The sequence below is a fragment of the Candidatus Baltobacteraceae bacterium genome (genome assembly GCA_036489885.1).
Lineage (GTDB): Bacteria > Vulcanimicrobiota > Vulcanimicrobiia > Vulcanimicrobiales > Vulcanimicrobiaceae > JAFAMS01.
Genome location: DASXEW010000003.1, coordinates 1761761 through 1777521, shown reverse-complemented (window position 1 = coordinate 1777521; position 15761 = coordinate 1761761). Strand labels below are relative to the sequence as shown.

16 protein-coding genes are annotated in these 15761 nt (G+C 62.3%); all 16 read right to left on the bottom strand.

What is annotated here, in order from left to right:
* Position 1: 1 nt before the first annotated feature.
* Entirely contained in the window at positions 2 to 457 is a 456-nt protein-coding gene (locus VGG22_14725) for a hypothetical protein (GenBank protein HEY1729629.1), read from the bottom strand.
* Positions 454 to 1230: a phosphoribosylformylglycinamidine synthase I gene (gene purQ / locus VGG22_14720; protein HEY1729628.1), complete on the bottom strand. Its 777-nt coding sequence runs from the start codon at positions 1228 to 1230 to the stop codon at positions 454 to 456. Before purQ ends, VGG22_14725 begins: the two co-directional genes overlap by 4 nt.
* Complete coding sequence (gene purL, locus VGG22_14715; GenBank protein ID HEY1729627.1) at positions 1227 to 3530, bottom strand: phosphoribosylformylglycinamidine synthase subunit PurL; 2304 nt, start codon at positions 3528 to 3530, stop codon at positions 1227 to 1229. The genes purQ and purL overlap by 4 nt, the downstream gene beginning before the upstream one ends.
* A complete protein-coding gene (locus tag VGG22_14710; GenBank protein ID HEY1729626.1) occupies positions 3478 to 4674 on the bottom strand; it encodes a phosphoribosylaminoimidazolesuccinocarboxamide synthase in 1197 nt (398 codons plus the stop codon). The genes purL and VGG22_14710 overlap by 53 nt, the downstream gene beginning before the upstream one ends.
* On the bottom strand, positions 4671 to 6068 hold the full coding sequence (gene purB / locus VGG22_14705; protein HEY1729625.1) for an adenylosuccinate lyase: 1398 nt from the start codon (positions 6066 to 6068) through the stop codon (positions 4671 to 4673). The genes VGG22_14710 and purB overlap by 4 nt, the downstream gene beginning before the upstream one ends.
* Entirely contained in the window at positions 6065 to 7063 is a 999-nt protein-coding gene (locus VGG22_14700) for a hypothetical protein (GenBank protein ID HEY1729624.1), read from the bottom strand. The genes purB and VGG22_14700 overlap by 4 nt, the downstream gene beginning before the upstream one ends.
* Positions 7023 to 8063 carry an S-methyl-5-thioribose-1-phosphate isomerase gene (mtnA, locus tag VGG22_14695; GenBank protein ID HEY1729623.1) on the bottom strand — a complete coding sequence of 347 codons (1041 nt, stop codon included), beginning with the start codon at positions 8061 to 8063 and terminating at the stop codon, positions 7023 to 7025. The genes VGG22_14700 and mtnA overlap by 41 nt, the downstream gene beginning before the upstream one ends.
* Before the next feature lie 412 nt (positions 8064 to 8475).
* Positions 8476 to 8943, bottom strand: a complete 468-nt coding sequence (ribH, locus tag VGG22_14690) for a 6,7-dimethyl-8-ribityllumazine synthase (protein HEY1729622.1) — start codon at positions 8941 to 8943, stop codon at positions 8476 to 8478.
* Positions 8940 to 10349 (bottom strand): bifunctional 3,4-dihydroxy-2-butanone-4-phosphate synthase/GTP cyclohydrolase II, encoded by a 1410-nt coding sequence (locus VGG22_14685; GenBank protein HEY1729621.1) that lies wholly within the window; start codon positions 10347 to 10349, stop codon positions 8940 to 8942. The genes ribH and VGG22_14685 overlap by 4 nt, the downstream gene beginning before the upstream one ends.
* Before the next feature lie 113 nt (positions 10350 to 10462).
* Entirely contained in the window at positions 10463 to 11068 is a 606-nt protein-coding gene (locus VGG22_14680) for a riboflavin synthase (GenBank protein HEY1729620.1), read from the bottom strand.
* Positions 11061 to 12182 carry a bifunctional diaminohydroxyphosphoribosylaminopyrimidine deaminase/5-amino-6-(5-phosphoribosylamino)uracil reductase RibD gene (ribD, locus tag VGG22_14675; protein HEY1729619.1) on the bottom strand — a complete coding sequence of 374 codons (1122 nt, stop codon included), beginning with the start codon at positions 12180 to 12182 and terminating at the stop codon, positions 11061 to 11063. Before ribD ends, VGG22_14680 begins: the two co-directional genes overlap by 8 nt.
* Entirely contained in the window at positions 12155 to 12436 is a 282-nt protein-coding gene (locus VGG22_14670; GenBank protein HEY1729618.1) for a DUF427 domain-containing protein, read from the bottom strand. Before VGG22_14670 ends, ribD begins: the two co-directional genes overlap by 28 nt.
* Complete coding sequence (locus VGG22_14665) at positions 12433 to 13038, bottom strand: hypothetical protein (GenBank protein HEY1729617.1); 606 nt, start codon at positions 13036 to 13038, stop codon at positions 12433 to 12435. Before VGG22_14665 ends, VGG22_14670 begins: the two co-directional genes overlap by 4 nt.
* 37 nt (positions 13039 to 13075) lie before the next feature.
* On the bottom strand, positions 13076 to 14095 hold the full coding sequence (locus VGG22_14660; protein HEY1729616.1) for an NDP-sugar synthase: 1020 nt from the start codon (positions 14093 to 14095) through the stop codon (positions 13076 to 13078).
* A gap of 5 nt (positions 14096 to 14100) precedes the next feature.
* Positions 14101 to 14865 (bottom strand): WecB/TagA/CpsF family glycosyltransferase, encoded by a 765-nt coding sequence (locus VGG22_14655; protein ID HEY1729615.1) that lies wholly within the window; start codon positions 14863 to 14865, stop codon positions 14101 to 14103.
* Complete coding sequence (gene dapA, locus VGG22_14650; protein HEY1729614.1) at positions 14862 to 15755, bottom strand: 4-hydroxy-tetrahydrodipicolinate synthase; 894 nt, start codon at positions 15753 to 15755, stop codon at positions 14862 to 14864. Before dapA ends, VGG22_14655 begins: the two co-directional genes overlap by 4 nt.
* Between the last annotated feature and the right edge of the window lie 6 nt (positions 15756 to 15761).

Sequence of the window (15761 nt, the reverse complement as noted above, 5' to 3'; positions counted from 1 at the left end):
ATCATGATTTGATTGCTCGTTGGAACGCGGGATTGCAGAGAAGCGTTTCAACGGCTTGGTCCAGGATCGGTTCTGGAACGTCCTTCCCCGCGCTGTCTAAGAGACGCCAGGAGGTAGCCCTCCAAGCCGTGCGGACGCCGCGCAGCTCGACGCCGCCGATCATGACGCGCTCGTGCACAGGCGGGACGTCGGCCGAAGATATCCAGACTTCACCCGCGCGTGGGCGCGGCTCTTCACGCGTCCCTAGACGGTGCTTATTGGGATTGAAAATCGTCGCGATCGTCTTGAGCTGCGTTTCGAGATCGATTGCGCTCGAGCCGTCGTCAAGACCGAAAACATGAATATCCGTTCGTGCGATCCCCGCGCATGCGATGCCCAGACGCCGGAGCGTCGCGAGCGCCGTGGAGGCTTCGTTGTCCGGTATCGCAAGACGTATCTCGAAAGCGTGTTCGATCACGCGAAGGCTTTCGCGAAACTTCGGATGAGCTCAATCCCACCGGATGGGCGCAATGCTTCTTCCGCCGTCTTCGCGTGAACGAGATCGTAGCGGTGCATGAACGCCCACGCGTCACGTTCCGGGTGCGGCATGATCGCGAGCACATTGCCGGCTTTATTAATGAGGCCCGCGGCACCCAGTGCGGAACCGTTCGGAGTGGCATCGGGCGTCACATCGCCGTTTGCGTCGCTGTAGACGAATGCGAGATGATCGAGCTCGATGTGCGCCAGCTCCTCGAATGAGGCGGCAAGGCGGCCTTCGCCGTGCGAAACCCACGCGGGAATGACGGCTTCGTTCGGAAGTGCGGCCAAAAGCGCGCTACGTGACGGCGGAATCACCAACCGCATGTGGACGTGAACGGAGCGGAAGCGACCGCCGGGAATATTCGGCGCAAACGCAGCGCTCGGACGGCGAATTTTCGACGTTCCCGGAACGAGACCGGACTCGAGCAAAACCTGCGCGCCGTTGCAAATACCTAGCACGGGCTTGCCTTTTTCAGCCGCCTCGATGACGACATCCATCGCGCGATCGTGCGCGGCAACCGCTCCGGCGCGGATACGATCCTCGTGCGCGAATCCCCCGGGAAGGACGTAGCCGTCGGCCTTTTTCGCCACGTCCGTTTTATCGTCGGAACGGACGAGCGTGACGTCGACGCCACTGGCTTCGAGCGCACGTTTCGTTTCGTGTTCTGAATTCGTCCCCGGGAACACGTAGACGACGACCTTCGGCTTCACGGCGCCTCCTCCGAGGCATCGTAGAAGCCGCGCAGCGGTGCAGCCCAGACTTCGAACAGCGTCATGGCATCGAACGACGTCTCTCCGAGATGGATGCGCGAGTCATCGGTGACTTCGCCGATACGAGCCGGCCTAAGATCGTGCGCACGCGCGAGCTTCCCCCAAGCCGCAACATCGGCGACCTCTACGACGAATCCGCCCGTCTCACCGAACCATGCACCCGCGGTTCCAATTTCTTTGGCCCATAGGTCAGACGCGTCGATGCGCGCACCTAACCCGCGCCGGCGTGCTCCGAACGCCATCTCACATACCACCACCGCGAGACCCCCATCCGAGATGTCGTGGGCACCTAGAATAACGCGCTTCGCGTAGGCATCGAGCAACAGCGCAATTTCGCGATGCGCTTCGTCGAAATCGAGTTCCGGCATCGGTTCGAGATCGCCGCCGACGATGCGCGAAACGATCGAAGCACCAAGCGCGTCCTGACGCGGACCGAGCAAATATAAGGACGAGCCTTTGGCTTTAAGCGCCGGCGAAGCGATCTTCGAGATGTCCGCGATCGCGCCGATGCACGCGACGATCGGCGATGCGGGAACCGCCTTTCCGTTCGCGCTCGTGTTGTAGAGGCTGACATTGCCGGAAATGAATGGGAGGTCCAGCGCCGTTGCTGCTTGCGCGAGACCCTCAATAGCCGCAACGAACTCACCGAACTGATGTGGATCGTCGGCGTCGCCGAAATTCAAGCAATCCGTGAGCGCAACCGGACGCGCGCCGACCGCTGCGACGTTGCGAGCGCTTTCGACGACGGCTTGGCCCGCCGCACGTTTCGGATCGAGCGCGCCGTAGCGGGGATTGCCGCCTAAACCGAGCGCGACACCGAGTGGCGCGCCGGGGACGGGAACGACGACGCCGGCATCGGCGTAACCGCGCGGAATTGCCGTCGTGCCGCGAACGACGCCGTCGTAGCGTTCGAAGATCGGCGAGCGCGAACACACGTCATGATCCGCAAGAATCCGCGGTAACGCTTCGGCGAGATCGACATCCCGAACGACCGCGTTCCCCTTTGGCGCCTGTGGCAGCTCGAAAGGGCGATCGTGCAAGATGCCGCCAGTGAGAAACTCGATGTCGACGTCCATGACAGTCTCACCGCCATAGGTCGCGACGTAACGTTTTTCTTGCGTGACCGTGCCAATTCGCGCGGCTTGCGCACCGCGTGCGACCCCGGGCAGATCGAACTCTTCGTTATAGATCGCGAGCAAGCGCGGCGTGAACGACGGGGGAACGACCCAACACATGCGCTCCTGCGTCTCACCCACCGTAATAACCGCCGGCGGCAGATTTGACTCCGCGAGCGGAACCTTGTCGAGCTCGATGCGCGCACCGAGTCCACCGGACGCAACAATCTCTGCGCTGCAGCCCATCACGCCGCCCGCGCCAAGATCTTTGAATGCTACCTCGAGCCCTTCTTCCCGCAGCACCTCAAAGACGCGATAGCTCGCGCGCATCAAGACGCTCTTGAGAAACGCGTCCGGTACTTGCACGGCGCCCTTGTTGGCTTCCGCATCAGCAGCGTCAAGCTGCAACGAGCTAAACGATGCACCGCCGAAGCCGCTGCGATCCGTTGCTTTTCCGACCAGGACGATGTCCCAACCAATACTCTCGCGCGGCGCGCTTGAATGGATAATTGCGCTCTCCTCAACGATCCCGAGCGCCACGACGTTGACGAGCACGTTGTCATCAAAGCGATTGTCGAAGTAAACGTCACCGCCAACGTTCGGAATCCCGATCGCATTGCCGTAGGATGCAACGCCGTCGACGACGCCTTGCGCGATCGCGCGCGATTCTTTGCTCGTGCCGAAACGCAGCGGGTCGGCGACGCCGATCAGCTGCGCACCCATACACAGCACGTCACGGACGATCCCCCCGATTCCCGTCGCCGCGCCCTCGAACGGGACGACTTGCGAAGGATGATTGTGCGATTCATGCGCGACGACGACGGCGTACGTTTTGCCTTCGTGCTCTCCCAGACGGACGACGCCCGCATCCTCACCGGGACCGATGATGACCGCGTCCCCGCTTGTCGGCAAACGGCGCAAGAACGGACGGCTCGACTTATACGAGCAATGCTCGCTCCATTGCGCATCGAATGCGAACCACTCGACGACGCTAGGCTCGCGGCCTAGACCGCGTTTGACGCGCTCGCGTTCATCCGGCGAGAGCGCCAGGGGCAGGGCGTGATCGTTTACGTCAAGCAATCGCAGCGCCCGGAGGCGTCGCCTGCGGTTGGTTGAGCTGCGCATCGAGCTGCAGCAACGCCGAACGCATATTGGCTTGCGTGAGCATCACGCGACCAAAGAGCACCGTATCGTCAAGCGCAAAGGCTTTAGCGACGCTCTGCGCTACGACATCCGGCGATTGGTTCGTCGCATCGACGACGAGATTCGTCGTCGCGCCGTTCATCATCGCATTCAGTCCCGGAGGTCCGTTGCTCACGTAGACCAGTCGCGCGAACGTCGCATCCAGTTGCTGCACGATTTGCACGACATACTGCGGCGTGACGGCGCTCGAAGCAACGTGACGTCCCAGCGGAAGTCCGTAGCCTTGAACGTGACGCATCACGTCGCCGGCAGCGTCCAGATGACGTTGATCCTCGGCGAATAGCGCGACCATTCCGGTCCGCATTTGCGGGAACGAGCCGACGATATCGGCGACTTTCTCGTACGCGGTGCGAACCTGATCCAGCGCTTCGGGCGTAACGGCCTGCAGATTCCGGTACATCTGCTTGTCGAGCATCATCTCTTCGCGGCCTTGCGGCCAAATGCGCCACGCATCGTTGTCGACGACGTCCGCGATCACGAGCGAGCCTTTTCCTTCGCCGCTCAGCAATCGTCCGAACTCGATCTTGAGGTCGATCAAGAGTACGTCGCGGCGGCGCCATGCGTGCGCTAGCACCTCGAAGACCATGCGTGCGATCTCGCCCATTGCAGCAATCTCACCCGGAGCCGCGACGCCGCGGGCGACAATCTCTTCAGGCTCGATCAGTGGATCGTGGTTCGCATCGTCTTTAATGAAGAACTCGAGGACGCGCGGCAAGAGCAGTGTCCCGCGCGCCATCCCTTTGCGCTTCACATACGAGCCGGCGGCGACGCCGCGCACGACGACTTCGAGCGGAATCATCTGACAACGCCGCACGAGAATCTCATTCTCGTCGTCGTCCTCTCCGCCGGAGATATAGTGCGTCGGGAAACCGCACAAGTTCAGCAAGCGGAACACGCGGGCCGTCGTCTGTGAAGCCAAGCGGCCCTTGCCTTCGATCACGTTGCGCCGCGCGCCGTCACCGGCCGTGATGCTGTCCATGCTTTTCATGATCGCGACGTCCGGCTGCTCGGGCGACTCGAAGAGCGCCTTGGTCTTGCCGCGGGTGATCTCCAGCCCTTTGTTCACGGTGTTGCTATCGTCTCCACAATTTGTTTTGCGAGGTTTTCGGCCCGCTCCGCTGCGTCTCCGACGTGTGTGCTGGGGTCGAGCCGCGAACGAATCTCCGCAGGGTCGACATACTGCGAAATAGACTCGTCATCGGCGAGGTTGCGTGCCAACGGGTTGACCTCGCCGCGCGCGATTGCCTCCCACGCCTGCATCGACGCGCGCCGGATTACTTCGTGCAGGTCTTGGCGGTTCGCACCGGCCTTGGCCGCAATCATCATCACCGTTTCGGTTCCGGCGAAGGGGCCGAACGTCCGCAGATTCTGCGAGATGCGACCTTCGTCGAGGCGCAGACCACGCGCGACCCGGATTGCGAGGCCGACGATCTCGTCGGTGCAGAGCAGCGCCTCCGGCAGAATCGTGCGACGGTTCGCGCTGTCGTCGAGCGTTCGTTCGAGCATGTTCGTTGCCGCATTCGCGAACGCCACGTCGGCGTAGGCCGGCAGCAGCCGTGCGAGCGAACCGATCCGCTCGGAGAGAATCGGATTGCGTTTGAACGGCATCGCCGAGCTGCCGACCTGGCGTTCGCCGAACGGTTCGAACATCTCGCCGATCGCGGGTGACGAGAGGATGCGCACGTCGAGCGCAAATTTCGAAAGCGATGCGCCCAGGCCGGCCAGCGCGGAGAGTAGTAAATAGTCGAGCTTGCGCGGATACGTTTGCGAGCTGACTTCGCCGGCCCGCAGATTGAACGCGCTTAGGACTTCTTCTTCTTGTTGCCGCGCTGTACGCGTGCCGCCGGCAAGCAAGTCGGCATATGCGGCCGACGTCCCAACGGCGCCACGAATGCCCTTGGCCGTGAGATTGTCACAAACGAAGTGCAGGTGGGCACGATCGAGGAGTACGTCTTGCGCATAGAGCGCCAACCGATATCCGACGGTCGTCGGTTCGGCCGGCTGCACGTGAGTGTATCCCATGCAGACGAGCCGCGACCAGCGCGCGATCGATTCGGCGAAGACGAGCAAGAGCTGATCGATCGACGGCAGGATGACGTCCAGCGCTTTGCGCACTCGGAACATCTCGACGGTGTCCTCGACGTCCATCGACGTTGCGCCCAAGTGAATCTTGCCGCCACCGACCGTCGCCTGCGATGAGAAGACGCGGATTTCGGCCATCAGATCGTGGCCGATTTCGCGCTCGATCGCGAGCGCCGCATCGATGTCGATATCGTTTGCGTGCGCTTTGATGTCGGCCAGCTCTTCTTCCGTCACGAGCCCGCTTCGCATCTGCGACTCCGCGAGCGCCACCCACACTGCGCGCCAGAGCCGGCGCCGTTCGCGCTCGCCAAAGAGTTTGCGCAGCTCTTCGCGTCCATAGCGCCATGCGAACGGTGAGGTGTATGATTCGTGATTCACAGTTTTGCGGCTTCCGCGGTGACCAGTTCGACGACCGTGCGTGGATCATCCGCTTGTCCCGTCACGATCATTTCGAACCCGCGCACCGCAAGATCGAATCCGCGCCGTGCGCGCCGTTCGCCCAAGCGCCGTGCAAGCGGCGCCAGCTTCCCGGCCCGCCATCGGACGCGCGGTTCCAATTCCGCACCGCGAACGACTTGCCAAATCAAATCGTACTCGGCGGCAAGCGCGCCAAGCAATGGAATTGCGGCGCCGCGTGAGTCGCGCTCGAAGAGTTCGACCGCAATCGCAAGCGCTTCGCGAGCGCGACCTTCGACGAGTGCGGCCGCGTACTGCCAGGCTTTCGGTTCGACGGTCGTGAGCGTCTCGGCTTCGAGCTGCGCGAAAGTGATCTTCGAGCCGAGAAGCGCAAGTTTTTCGAGATCGGTGCGCACCGAGCCGAGGTCGGCTTCGCTTGCCGCCAGCGTTGCGACGACGCGCGGCTCGGCGGTCATCTTGAGTTCTTCGAGCGTCTCCTCGATAAAGCGGACGCGCGCGTCGCCGTTTGGGGTCGTATCGATGCGCAATGCGTGGCGACCCGCAAGCGTTGCAAAGCTTTCGGGTTTTGCGCCACGCCGCACGACATCGAGATCTTCGAGCAAAAGCGTATTGCCTTCGGGGACCTTCTGCGCGATATCCCAAACGACGCGACGGTCTGCAACACGCAGTGCGCCGAGATCGCGTGCCACGACGACGCGGCGTTCGGCCAGAAACGGCATGCCCTGCACGGCGCCTTCGAGTCGTCCGCTATCGAACGTTTCCGGGGTAAACGTTTCAAGATTCAGATCGCGTTCGGCACCCGGAAGCAGCTTGTCGACGATCGCGTTGATCGCACGCTCGGCGAAAAGCCGTTCGTTTCCGTCGACGACGACCAGCGTCCCGACCTTCGGAGAGCGGTCGACGAATTCGTAGTACTTAATGGCGCCTCGCCGCCAAGAAGTTCGGGCGCGTTTCAATATCCGTGATGCTATCGAAATACGGTGGCCGGATGACGCCGTACTCCGTGATGAACGCTGTGACTAATCGGCCCGGCGTGACGTCGAAGGCGGGATTGTAGACTTTGTCGGCCTCGGAGATGCGCACTTCTTCGGCGCGGCGTTCCTCGATCGGAATTGCGTCGCCGGATGCGAGTGAGAAATCGAACGTCGAGCGCGGTGCCGCGACGTAGAAGGGAATGCCGTGATGTGCAGCCGCAATCGCATGCGCGTACGTGCCGATCTTGTTCGCGACGTCGCCGTTGCGCGCGATACGGTCCGCGCCGACGATGACGAGCTGAATATCTTTCTGTTGCATCGTAATCGCGGCCGCCCCGTCGACGATCAAGGTCGCCGGAACGCCGGCTTGGCCAAGCTCGTACATCGTCAAACGCGCGCCTTGCAGCAGCGGCCGCGTTTCGCAGGCGAAGACCGCAATCGACTTTCCGCTGCGATAGGCGGCGACGATGGCGCCGAGCGCCGTTCCGCCTCCGGCTGTCGCGAGCGGCCCGGTATTGCAGTGCGTCAGTATGTTGCCGCTGCTCGGGAACAGCTCGATCGCCGATTCGCCGATGAGCCGGTCGATCTCGATTTGCTCCTCGTGAATCACGCGCGCCTCGGCCAGATAGTCACCGTCAGCGCGGGCACGCACGCGATCGACCGCCCACGCGAGATTGACTGCAGTCGGGCGCGCATCGCGGATACGGGCGAAGGCCCGCTCCAGCTCGGTCCCGTTGTGCTCTTGCGCCGCAAGCGCGCAGCCGTACGCACCAAAGACGCCAATCGCCGGTGCGCCGCGGACGCCAAGCGTCGCTATCGCATCGACGACTTCATCGACGTTGCGCGCTTTGAGCACGACGAACTCGCGCGGAAGCGCGCGTTGATCGATGAACTCAATTCCATCCCCGTCCCAAGCGACGGGAACGTCGGATGTTAGGCCCTTACGGGCTGCGGCGCGTTCGCCGTGTAGCAGGTGCGGCAATAGACCGGACGATCACCTCGTGGCTTAAATGGTACGGTCGTATTGATTCCGCACGAGGCGCACACCGCCTCGAACATCTCGCGGGGTCCGCCACCGCCACCGGTGCCGCCCTGCGCTCGCTGGGCCTTCCTTGCGTTTCGGCAATCCCTGCAACGCTGTGGTTCGTTCTCGAAACCCTTTTCGACGTAGAATTGCTGTTCACGAACCGTGAAAGTGAAATTGACCCCACAGTCCTTGCACGCGATACTTTTGTCTTCCACCAGAACCTCCCGGACCGCCGAGTTGCCGCCGCTTTGCCCCTGTCCGGGCAAAAGATAGGACCCCCGGTTTCATACCGTAGGCCAGCAGTATAAGCGAGGGCCCAGGGGATTGGCAAGAAAGCTCCCCGGGCAAACAGGCCTTTTCTTGGGAACTAGGCGGCCGGGAGCGCCAGGAGGGTCGCAGCGGCCACGGCGGCCTCGAAACCCTTGTCGCCACGCTCGGGATCCGCGCGCTCTTCGGCTTGCTCGCGCGTGTTCGTCGTCAGGATTCCGAAGCCGATCGGCTTGCCGGCGGCGAGCTGAGCGTCCATGATCCCGCGCGCACATTCCCCGGCGACGTAATCGAAGTGCGGCGTCTCGCCGCGAATGACAACGCCTAGTGCAACACACGCATCGAAACCGCGCTCGAACGCGAGCTTCGCCGCGAGTGGAATCTCAAAGCAGCCGGGAAGGTCGTATGTCACGACGTCGGTTGCATCGACGCCGCAGGCTGCCAGCGCACGTTGAGCGCCGCCTTCGAGCTGCGCTGCAAGATCGTCGTAGAAGCGCGCGACCAGCAGAGCAATGCGTTTTCCGCTGATTTGCGGCAGCGATTTGGTATTGCGCTCTTCGATTTTCACGCGGTGAAGACGTGTCCCATCTTCTCGCGTTTCGTATCGAGGTAGCGCGCGTTGAATTCCGTCGGCTCCGTCATGAGCGGAATCCACTCGAGGATGCGCAAGCCATAGCCTTCGAGCCCCGCGATTTTCTTCGGGTTGTTCGTAAGCAGCTTCATCTCACGTACACCCAGATCGTTGAGGATCTGCGAGCCGATGCCGTAGTCGCGTTTGTCGACGGGAAGCCCGAGCGCGAGATTCGCCTCGACCGTATCGGCGCCGCCGTCCTGCAACGCGTACGCGCGCAGCTTGTTGGCAAGTCCGATTCCACGGCCTTCCTGGTGAAGGTAGAGAAAAACGCCGCGTTTTGCTTTCGCGATCTTTTCGAGCGCCGCATCGCGCTGCGCGCCGCAATCGCATCGAATCGAGTGCAGCGCATCGCCGGTCAAGCACTCCGAATGCACGCGTACCAGAATGTCTTTTCCGTCGCCGACGTCGCCCATGACGAGTGCGACGTGCGCGATCCCATCGATCTTACTTTCGTACGCATATCCGCGAAAAACACCGAACGGCGTCGGGAGATCGAATTCTGCAATACGCTCGACCAATTTTTCCGTGCGCATGCGGTACGCAATCAGATCTTTGACCGTGATCAGTTTGAGCTGGTGCTTCTTCGCGAACTCTTTTAACGCCGGTAGCCGCATCATCGTTCCGTCATCATCCATGATCTCGCAGATGACGCCCGCGGGATACAAATTCGCAAGCCGGGCAAGGTCGACCGCGGCTTCGGTTTGCCCGACGCGTACCAGCACTCCGCCGTCGCGTGCACGTAACGGAAAGGTGTGACCGGGACGCAAGAAATCCGTCGACCGCGACGTCGGATCCAGCAGCGCTTGAATCGTCGCAGCGCGATCCTGCGCGGAGATCCCGGTCGTCGTGCGTCCCCGCGCTTCGACGGACACTGAGAAGGCCGTTTCGTGCAGCGATGAATTTTCGCGGACCATCGGCGGAATGTGAAGCTCGTCGAGCCGTTCGCCGAGCATCGGCACGCAGATCAGTCCACCGCCTTCTTTGCGCATGAAGTTGATCGCGTCAGCGGTCACGAGCTGCGCGGCCATAACGAGATCGCCTTCGTTTTCACGATCCTCGTCATCGAGGACGACGACCATCTTGCCGGCCCGGACGTCGGCGATTGCGGATTCGATCGCGTCGAACGGGTTCGGCGTGTCCATGTCGGAACGCAGCCGCTCGGCGAGAGCCGGCAGTACCGAAGAAAGCCGGCGCGCCGAATCGAGCGTCGGCGAGCGACGGCCGGCACGCAAGAGCGAGATCGCGGCCTCGGTTAGGCCGCTTCGTTCAGCCAGCTCGGCAGCCGTCAGACCGGCTGCCTTCATGGCCTCGTTCAGATCTTCTGCGAAACGTTGTCCCACGAGCCCAGGCTATGCCTGGACTTAACAGTTGTCAAGTTTATATGCTTGAGATGTGGCCGGTCCCTCGACTACGGCGCGCTATGCGCGCCTACGCTCGGGATGACACGCGGTCCTCAACCCGTAAGGCTGGGCAGGGGCGCTTCGCCGAGGGCGTAGCGCGCGATCGGGTCGACCTCGACGTTGACGTGCTTGCCGGCCGGCCGGCTACCGAGGGTGGTGCGGGCGGCGGTCTCCGGGATCAGCGCGATCTCGAAGCGGTTCTGATCGACCGCGGCGATCGTCAGTGAGACGCCGTCGATCGCGACGTAGCCCTTCTCGATAATGTAGCGCGCCAGGGACGGCGGCGTCGCGATAACGATGCGTTCGCCCTGGCCCTCGGGCCGGCGTTCGAGGATCTGCGCCACTGCATCGACGTGGCCGTAGACGAAGTGTCCGCCCAGACGGTCACCCATCTTGAGCGAAAGCTCCACGTTGACGCGGTCGCCCTCGTGCAGGGTGCTCAGTGTCGTGCGCCCGACGGTCTCAGGGACGATATCGAACGCGATCCGCTCTTTCCCGACCGAGGTCGCCGTGAGGCAGACGCCATTTATGGCAACCGAGTCTTTGGGCTCGATCCCGTCCGCGATCGCCTCAGGAGCCGAAATGACGAGATGGCGGCCACCATGACGATCCTCGTTTGCAACGACGGTACCGCGAAATCCAATTAATCCGCTAAACATCGGGGCTTAGTTTCGCCGTCAAGAGCAAATCGTCTCCACAACGCTCGACGCTCTCGAAACGCCAGTCGTCGAGCTTCCCAGCGACGTCTCCGGCCAGGGCGGGGACGGCTTGCGGATTCCGCAAGAACACCGGCGCGACGAGCCACACCAGCCGGTCAACGAACCCCCCCGCAAGCAGCAACGCGGCGAACGTCGGTCCACCCTCGCATAGGACGCTCGAGATCCCCGCAGCCTTCAAGGCGACGAGGCCTTCACCGATATCGAGCCGCCCCGCGTTCTTTGGCCCGACGAAAATGCATTCGGCGCGGCTTTCGAGCTCGCCGAATTCGTTACGAGCACCGGACGGCGCAAGCAGAATCGTGCGCGTATATCCTTGTTCCCCGAGAAAGACGCGCGAGCTCGATGGAATCGCGTGCTCCTCGCAAACGATGACGCGCACGTAGGGATGCATGCGTGCGTGCGGCGGACGAACGGTGAGCTGCGGATCGTCGACGCGCGCCGTGCCGGCTCCGACCATGACCGCATCATGCCAAAAACGCAGCTCGCGAACGCGCTCACGCGCTTGCGGTCCGGTCAACCAGTGCGAGCCGGCTTTAGGCGCAACATATCCGTCCAGCGACGCGGCCATTTTGAGCGTAACGTACGGACGCGGTGAACGAATCGACACGCGAAATTGCTCGATCAGCTCGCGTGACCATGTATCCTCGACAAGCGCGACGTCGATGCCGCTCGCGCGCAAGCGCTCGATGCCCGCACGATTCGTTTTCGGATTCGGATCTGCGGCGCCGATCGTAACGCGCGCGATTCCGGCCGCGACGATCGCATCCGTGCAGGGCGGCGTTGCGCCCTGATGGTTACATGGCTCCAGCGAAACGTAGAGCGTTGCTCCACGCACGTCGCAACCGGCGGCACGTGCGGCCGCGAGCGCCTCGACCTCGGCGTGCGGCGCACCACGAACGTGATGATAGCCTTCGCCGAGCGTCATGCCGTCGCGCACGATGACGGCACCGACGGGCGGATTCGGTGAGGTACTACCGAGGCCGCGCTGCGCGAGTTCGCATGCTCGCGCAAGATACGGATTGAAGGCTACGGCACAACCTCGACGCCGCGCCAAAACGCGACGCGATCGGTAACCATTTTTGCTTCGTCTTTCGGCGTCGGATAGTACCACACGGCGTCTTCATTCTGCTTTCCGTCGACGTCGAGCGTGTAATAGCTCGCAACGCCCTTCCACGGACAGGTCGTGTGCGTCGGTGATTCTTTGAGATAGTCGCTTTTGACCGACGTGCGCGGAAAATACTGATTCCCCTCGACTTCGACCGTATCGTTGCTTTCGGCGACGACCTTGCCGTTCCAGATCGCTTTCACGAGTTCTCCCTTGGTGCCCACGCGAGCGTCAGTGCTTCGGAGACGCACAGGCCGCTACGCTCGAGTGTCCCCGCCGCATCGGCGAGCGTTGCACCCGTCGTGCGCACATCATCGAACAGAACAAATCTGCCCCGGGATGCAGCCCGTTTCGGGCGCACGAAAAACCGCCCGGTCGCGGCAAGACGCTCCGCGCGCGAGCGCCCTTGCTGCGCGCCGGCACCCCGCCGTCCGAGCAATTCTGATACGCCGACTCCGCACTCGCGGTGCAAGACGCGCGCGAGCACGACGGTCTGATCGAAACCGCGCTCTGCGCGTCGCCGCCGCGTGGTCGGGACAGGAATCAAGGTCATGTCCGCGTCGACGAACGGGATCAGAATCGCGGCTAGATCGCGTGCAAACGCGCGGCGTCCGTGCTTGAAGCCGGTGATTGCATCACGCACGGCGCCGGCGTACGGGACGCATGAACGAACGAGCAAGCCCGCAAGCACGCTCGTGTGGGCATTCTCGTCACTCCGGGCGCACTGCGAGCACAGGAGCACATCGTCTCGATCGCATCCGATACAGGTGCGCGGAAAGACCAAACCGAGCAGCATGTCGAGCATGCTCCTCGTTGTTGCGGCGGAACGATCCGGCTAGAGCTTAGCCCGCGACGCGCTCGCCGTTCGCGATGATGACGCCGTTGACTTTGGCGCCGCGCGCGATCTGATAGCTGTTGCCGATGATTGCGTAGTCGAGATGCGCGCCCTCACCGACCACGACGTCGTCCCACAGGATCGAACGCTCGATGAACGCGTCGGCGGCGATTCGAGCACGATCGCCGATGACCGACGGGCCAACGACGCGCACACGATCTCCGATCGTCACGCCCGCACCGATGTGCACGTTCTCGTCGATCTGGACGCTCTTGCCGATCGCCGTCCCGGCGGGAATCCCAACGCGGCCAGCCAGCGTGCCGAGGCGCCCCGACAACACGTCGTCGGTACCGCGCCGATATTCTTCGGGCGTCCCGATGTCGCACCAGTACGCGTTTGGGACCGGCATACCGTAAAACGGTGCGCGCGCTTTCTGCAACGCCGGGAAAACATTCTTACCGAAGTCGATGAAGACATTCGGCGCGATGTGTTTGAAAATCTCCGGATCGAAGCAGTAAATGCCGGTGTTGACATCTTTGGCGCGCTCGGTTCCCGGCGCGGGTTTCTCTTGGAAGTCGACGATCAACCCATTCGGATCGGTGATGACGACGCCGTATTGCTCGACACGCTCCATGTGCGTGAGCGCAATCGTCGCAATTGCTCCGTGCATCCGATGGAACGCAACCAGGTCGTGGAGGTTCGCGTCGGTGAGGATGTCGCAGCCGATCACGATGAACGTGTCGTCCCGGAAGAAGTCTTCCATTTGCTTGACAGCACCTGCGCTACCCATCAACTCGGGTTCGAAGAGATAATGCAAGCGCACGCCGTACTGCGAACCGTCGCCGAATGCTTCCTTGATTTGGTCGGCGTGATAATGCACGTTGATCGCGACGTCGTTGATACCGAACGAATGCAGATAACGCAATATCTGGGCGGAGACCGGCTCGCCGGCAATCGGCACGAGCGGTTTTGGAACCGATCGCGTCAGCGGATAGAGTCGTGTACTCATCCCGCCCGCGAGAAGCATGGCCTTCACCCGGTTGTCTTACCCCTCGATACGCAGAGTTGCGCCGCTTCGCGCAGCGCTAGTATGAAGAATGCAGGCAGCGCCAATTGCCGGCGCCAGCGCCACGGCTCACGGACCAAGCGGTAACACCACTCAAGTCCCAGCTTTTGCCAGATTTCCGGCGCTCGTTCAACGCTTCCGGCTAGGACGTCGAGCGTCCCGCCGATGCCGATTCCGACGCTGCAACCGGTCGCCGCCAAGTGCTGCGCAAGCCAGAGTTCTTGCTTGGGTGATCCGAGTCCAACGAGCAGCACGTTCGCGCCGCTGGCCCGTATCTGCGCAACGATTGAAGCATCATCGCCTGAAGCATCATCGCCGCTCGTAAAGTAACCGTGATGCGAGCCCGCGACCATTGCGCCGTTCGCAACCAGCGACGCCGACGCGCGTTCTGAGGTTTCGGCGCGCCCGCCCAGCAAGAACATGCGAAGCTTCTCGCGATGCGAACGCGACGCGAGTAACTGCACGAGGTCGACGCCGGTCACGCGTTCGCGCAGCGGTCCTCCGCGTAAACGCGATGCAAGCAGCAAGCCAATCGTATCGCACACGACCAGCGCGGCTCCGTCGATGACGGCGCGAAATTGCAGATTGTGCTGCGCTTCCATCACCATCTCGGTCCCGAGCGTTACGACGATCGAAGGAGTCGTGCCATGCGCGAGCGCGACGACGCGTTCAATTGCGGCCTCGCGTCCGACAGCGTCGACGCGACAGCCGAGGATTTCGATCGATGTCAAACCGCGGCGGCTTTTGCCGGACGGTATGCTTCCAGCAATCCGCCCAAACGCGGCTTGAGATCGTCGGGCATCATACCGAGCGGCGAACGGCACGTTCCGACATGCCAGCCCAGCTCGCCCATCGCCCACTTCACCGGAATCGGGCTCGTCGTTGCAAACAAGGCCGAGAAGAGTGGCGCAAGCTCGCGATGGATCCGCGCAGCACGAGCATGGTCACCGGCATCAAAGGCTTCGATCATCTGCTTGAACTGCGGCGCACACAAATGAGAGGCGACGCCGACGAGCCCGTCGCCGCCGATCGCAAGCGTCGGCAAGAACATGTGGTCGTCACCGCTGTAGAACATGAAGCCGTCGCGGCGATCGCGCAAGATCGCTGTCATTTGCGCGATGTCAGACGTCGAATCTTTGACGCCGGCGATGTTCGGATAACGGTCTTGCAACGTACGTAACGTCGCAGGAAGCATGTTCGCGTTCGTGCGGCCGGGGATGTTGTAGACGATCACCGGCAGCTCGGTCGATTCCGCAATCGCGCCGAAATGCCTCAACATTCCGTCTTGTGTCGGCTTGTTGTAATAGGGGACGACCGCAAGAATGCCGTCGACGCCGCATTTCGCGGCTTCGCGCGTCAGCTTAACCGAATGACTCGTGTTGTACGTCCCGGTCCCGGCAATAACCGAACCGCGATTGCCGATCTTCTTCTTGACGACCTCGAAGAGCTGGAGTTTTTCATCGTTTTCGAGCGCCGGCGATTCGCCCGTCGTTCCGCAAACCACCAGACCCTCGTTTCCGATTTCGATCAGATGGTCGGCGAGCCGCGCAGCCTCACCGTAGTCCACCTCTCCGCTTAGGCGGAAGGGCGTGAGCATCGCTGTCAGGAGCCGTCCAAGCATCGTCTT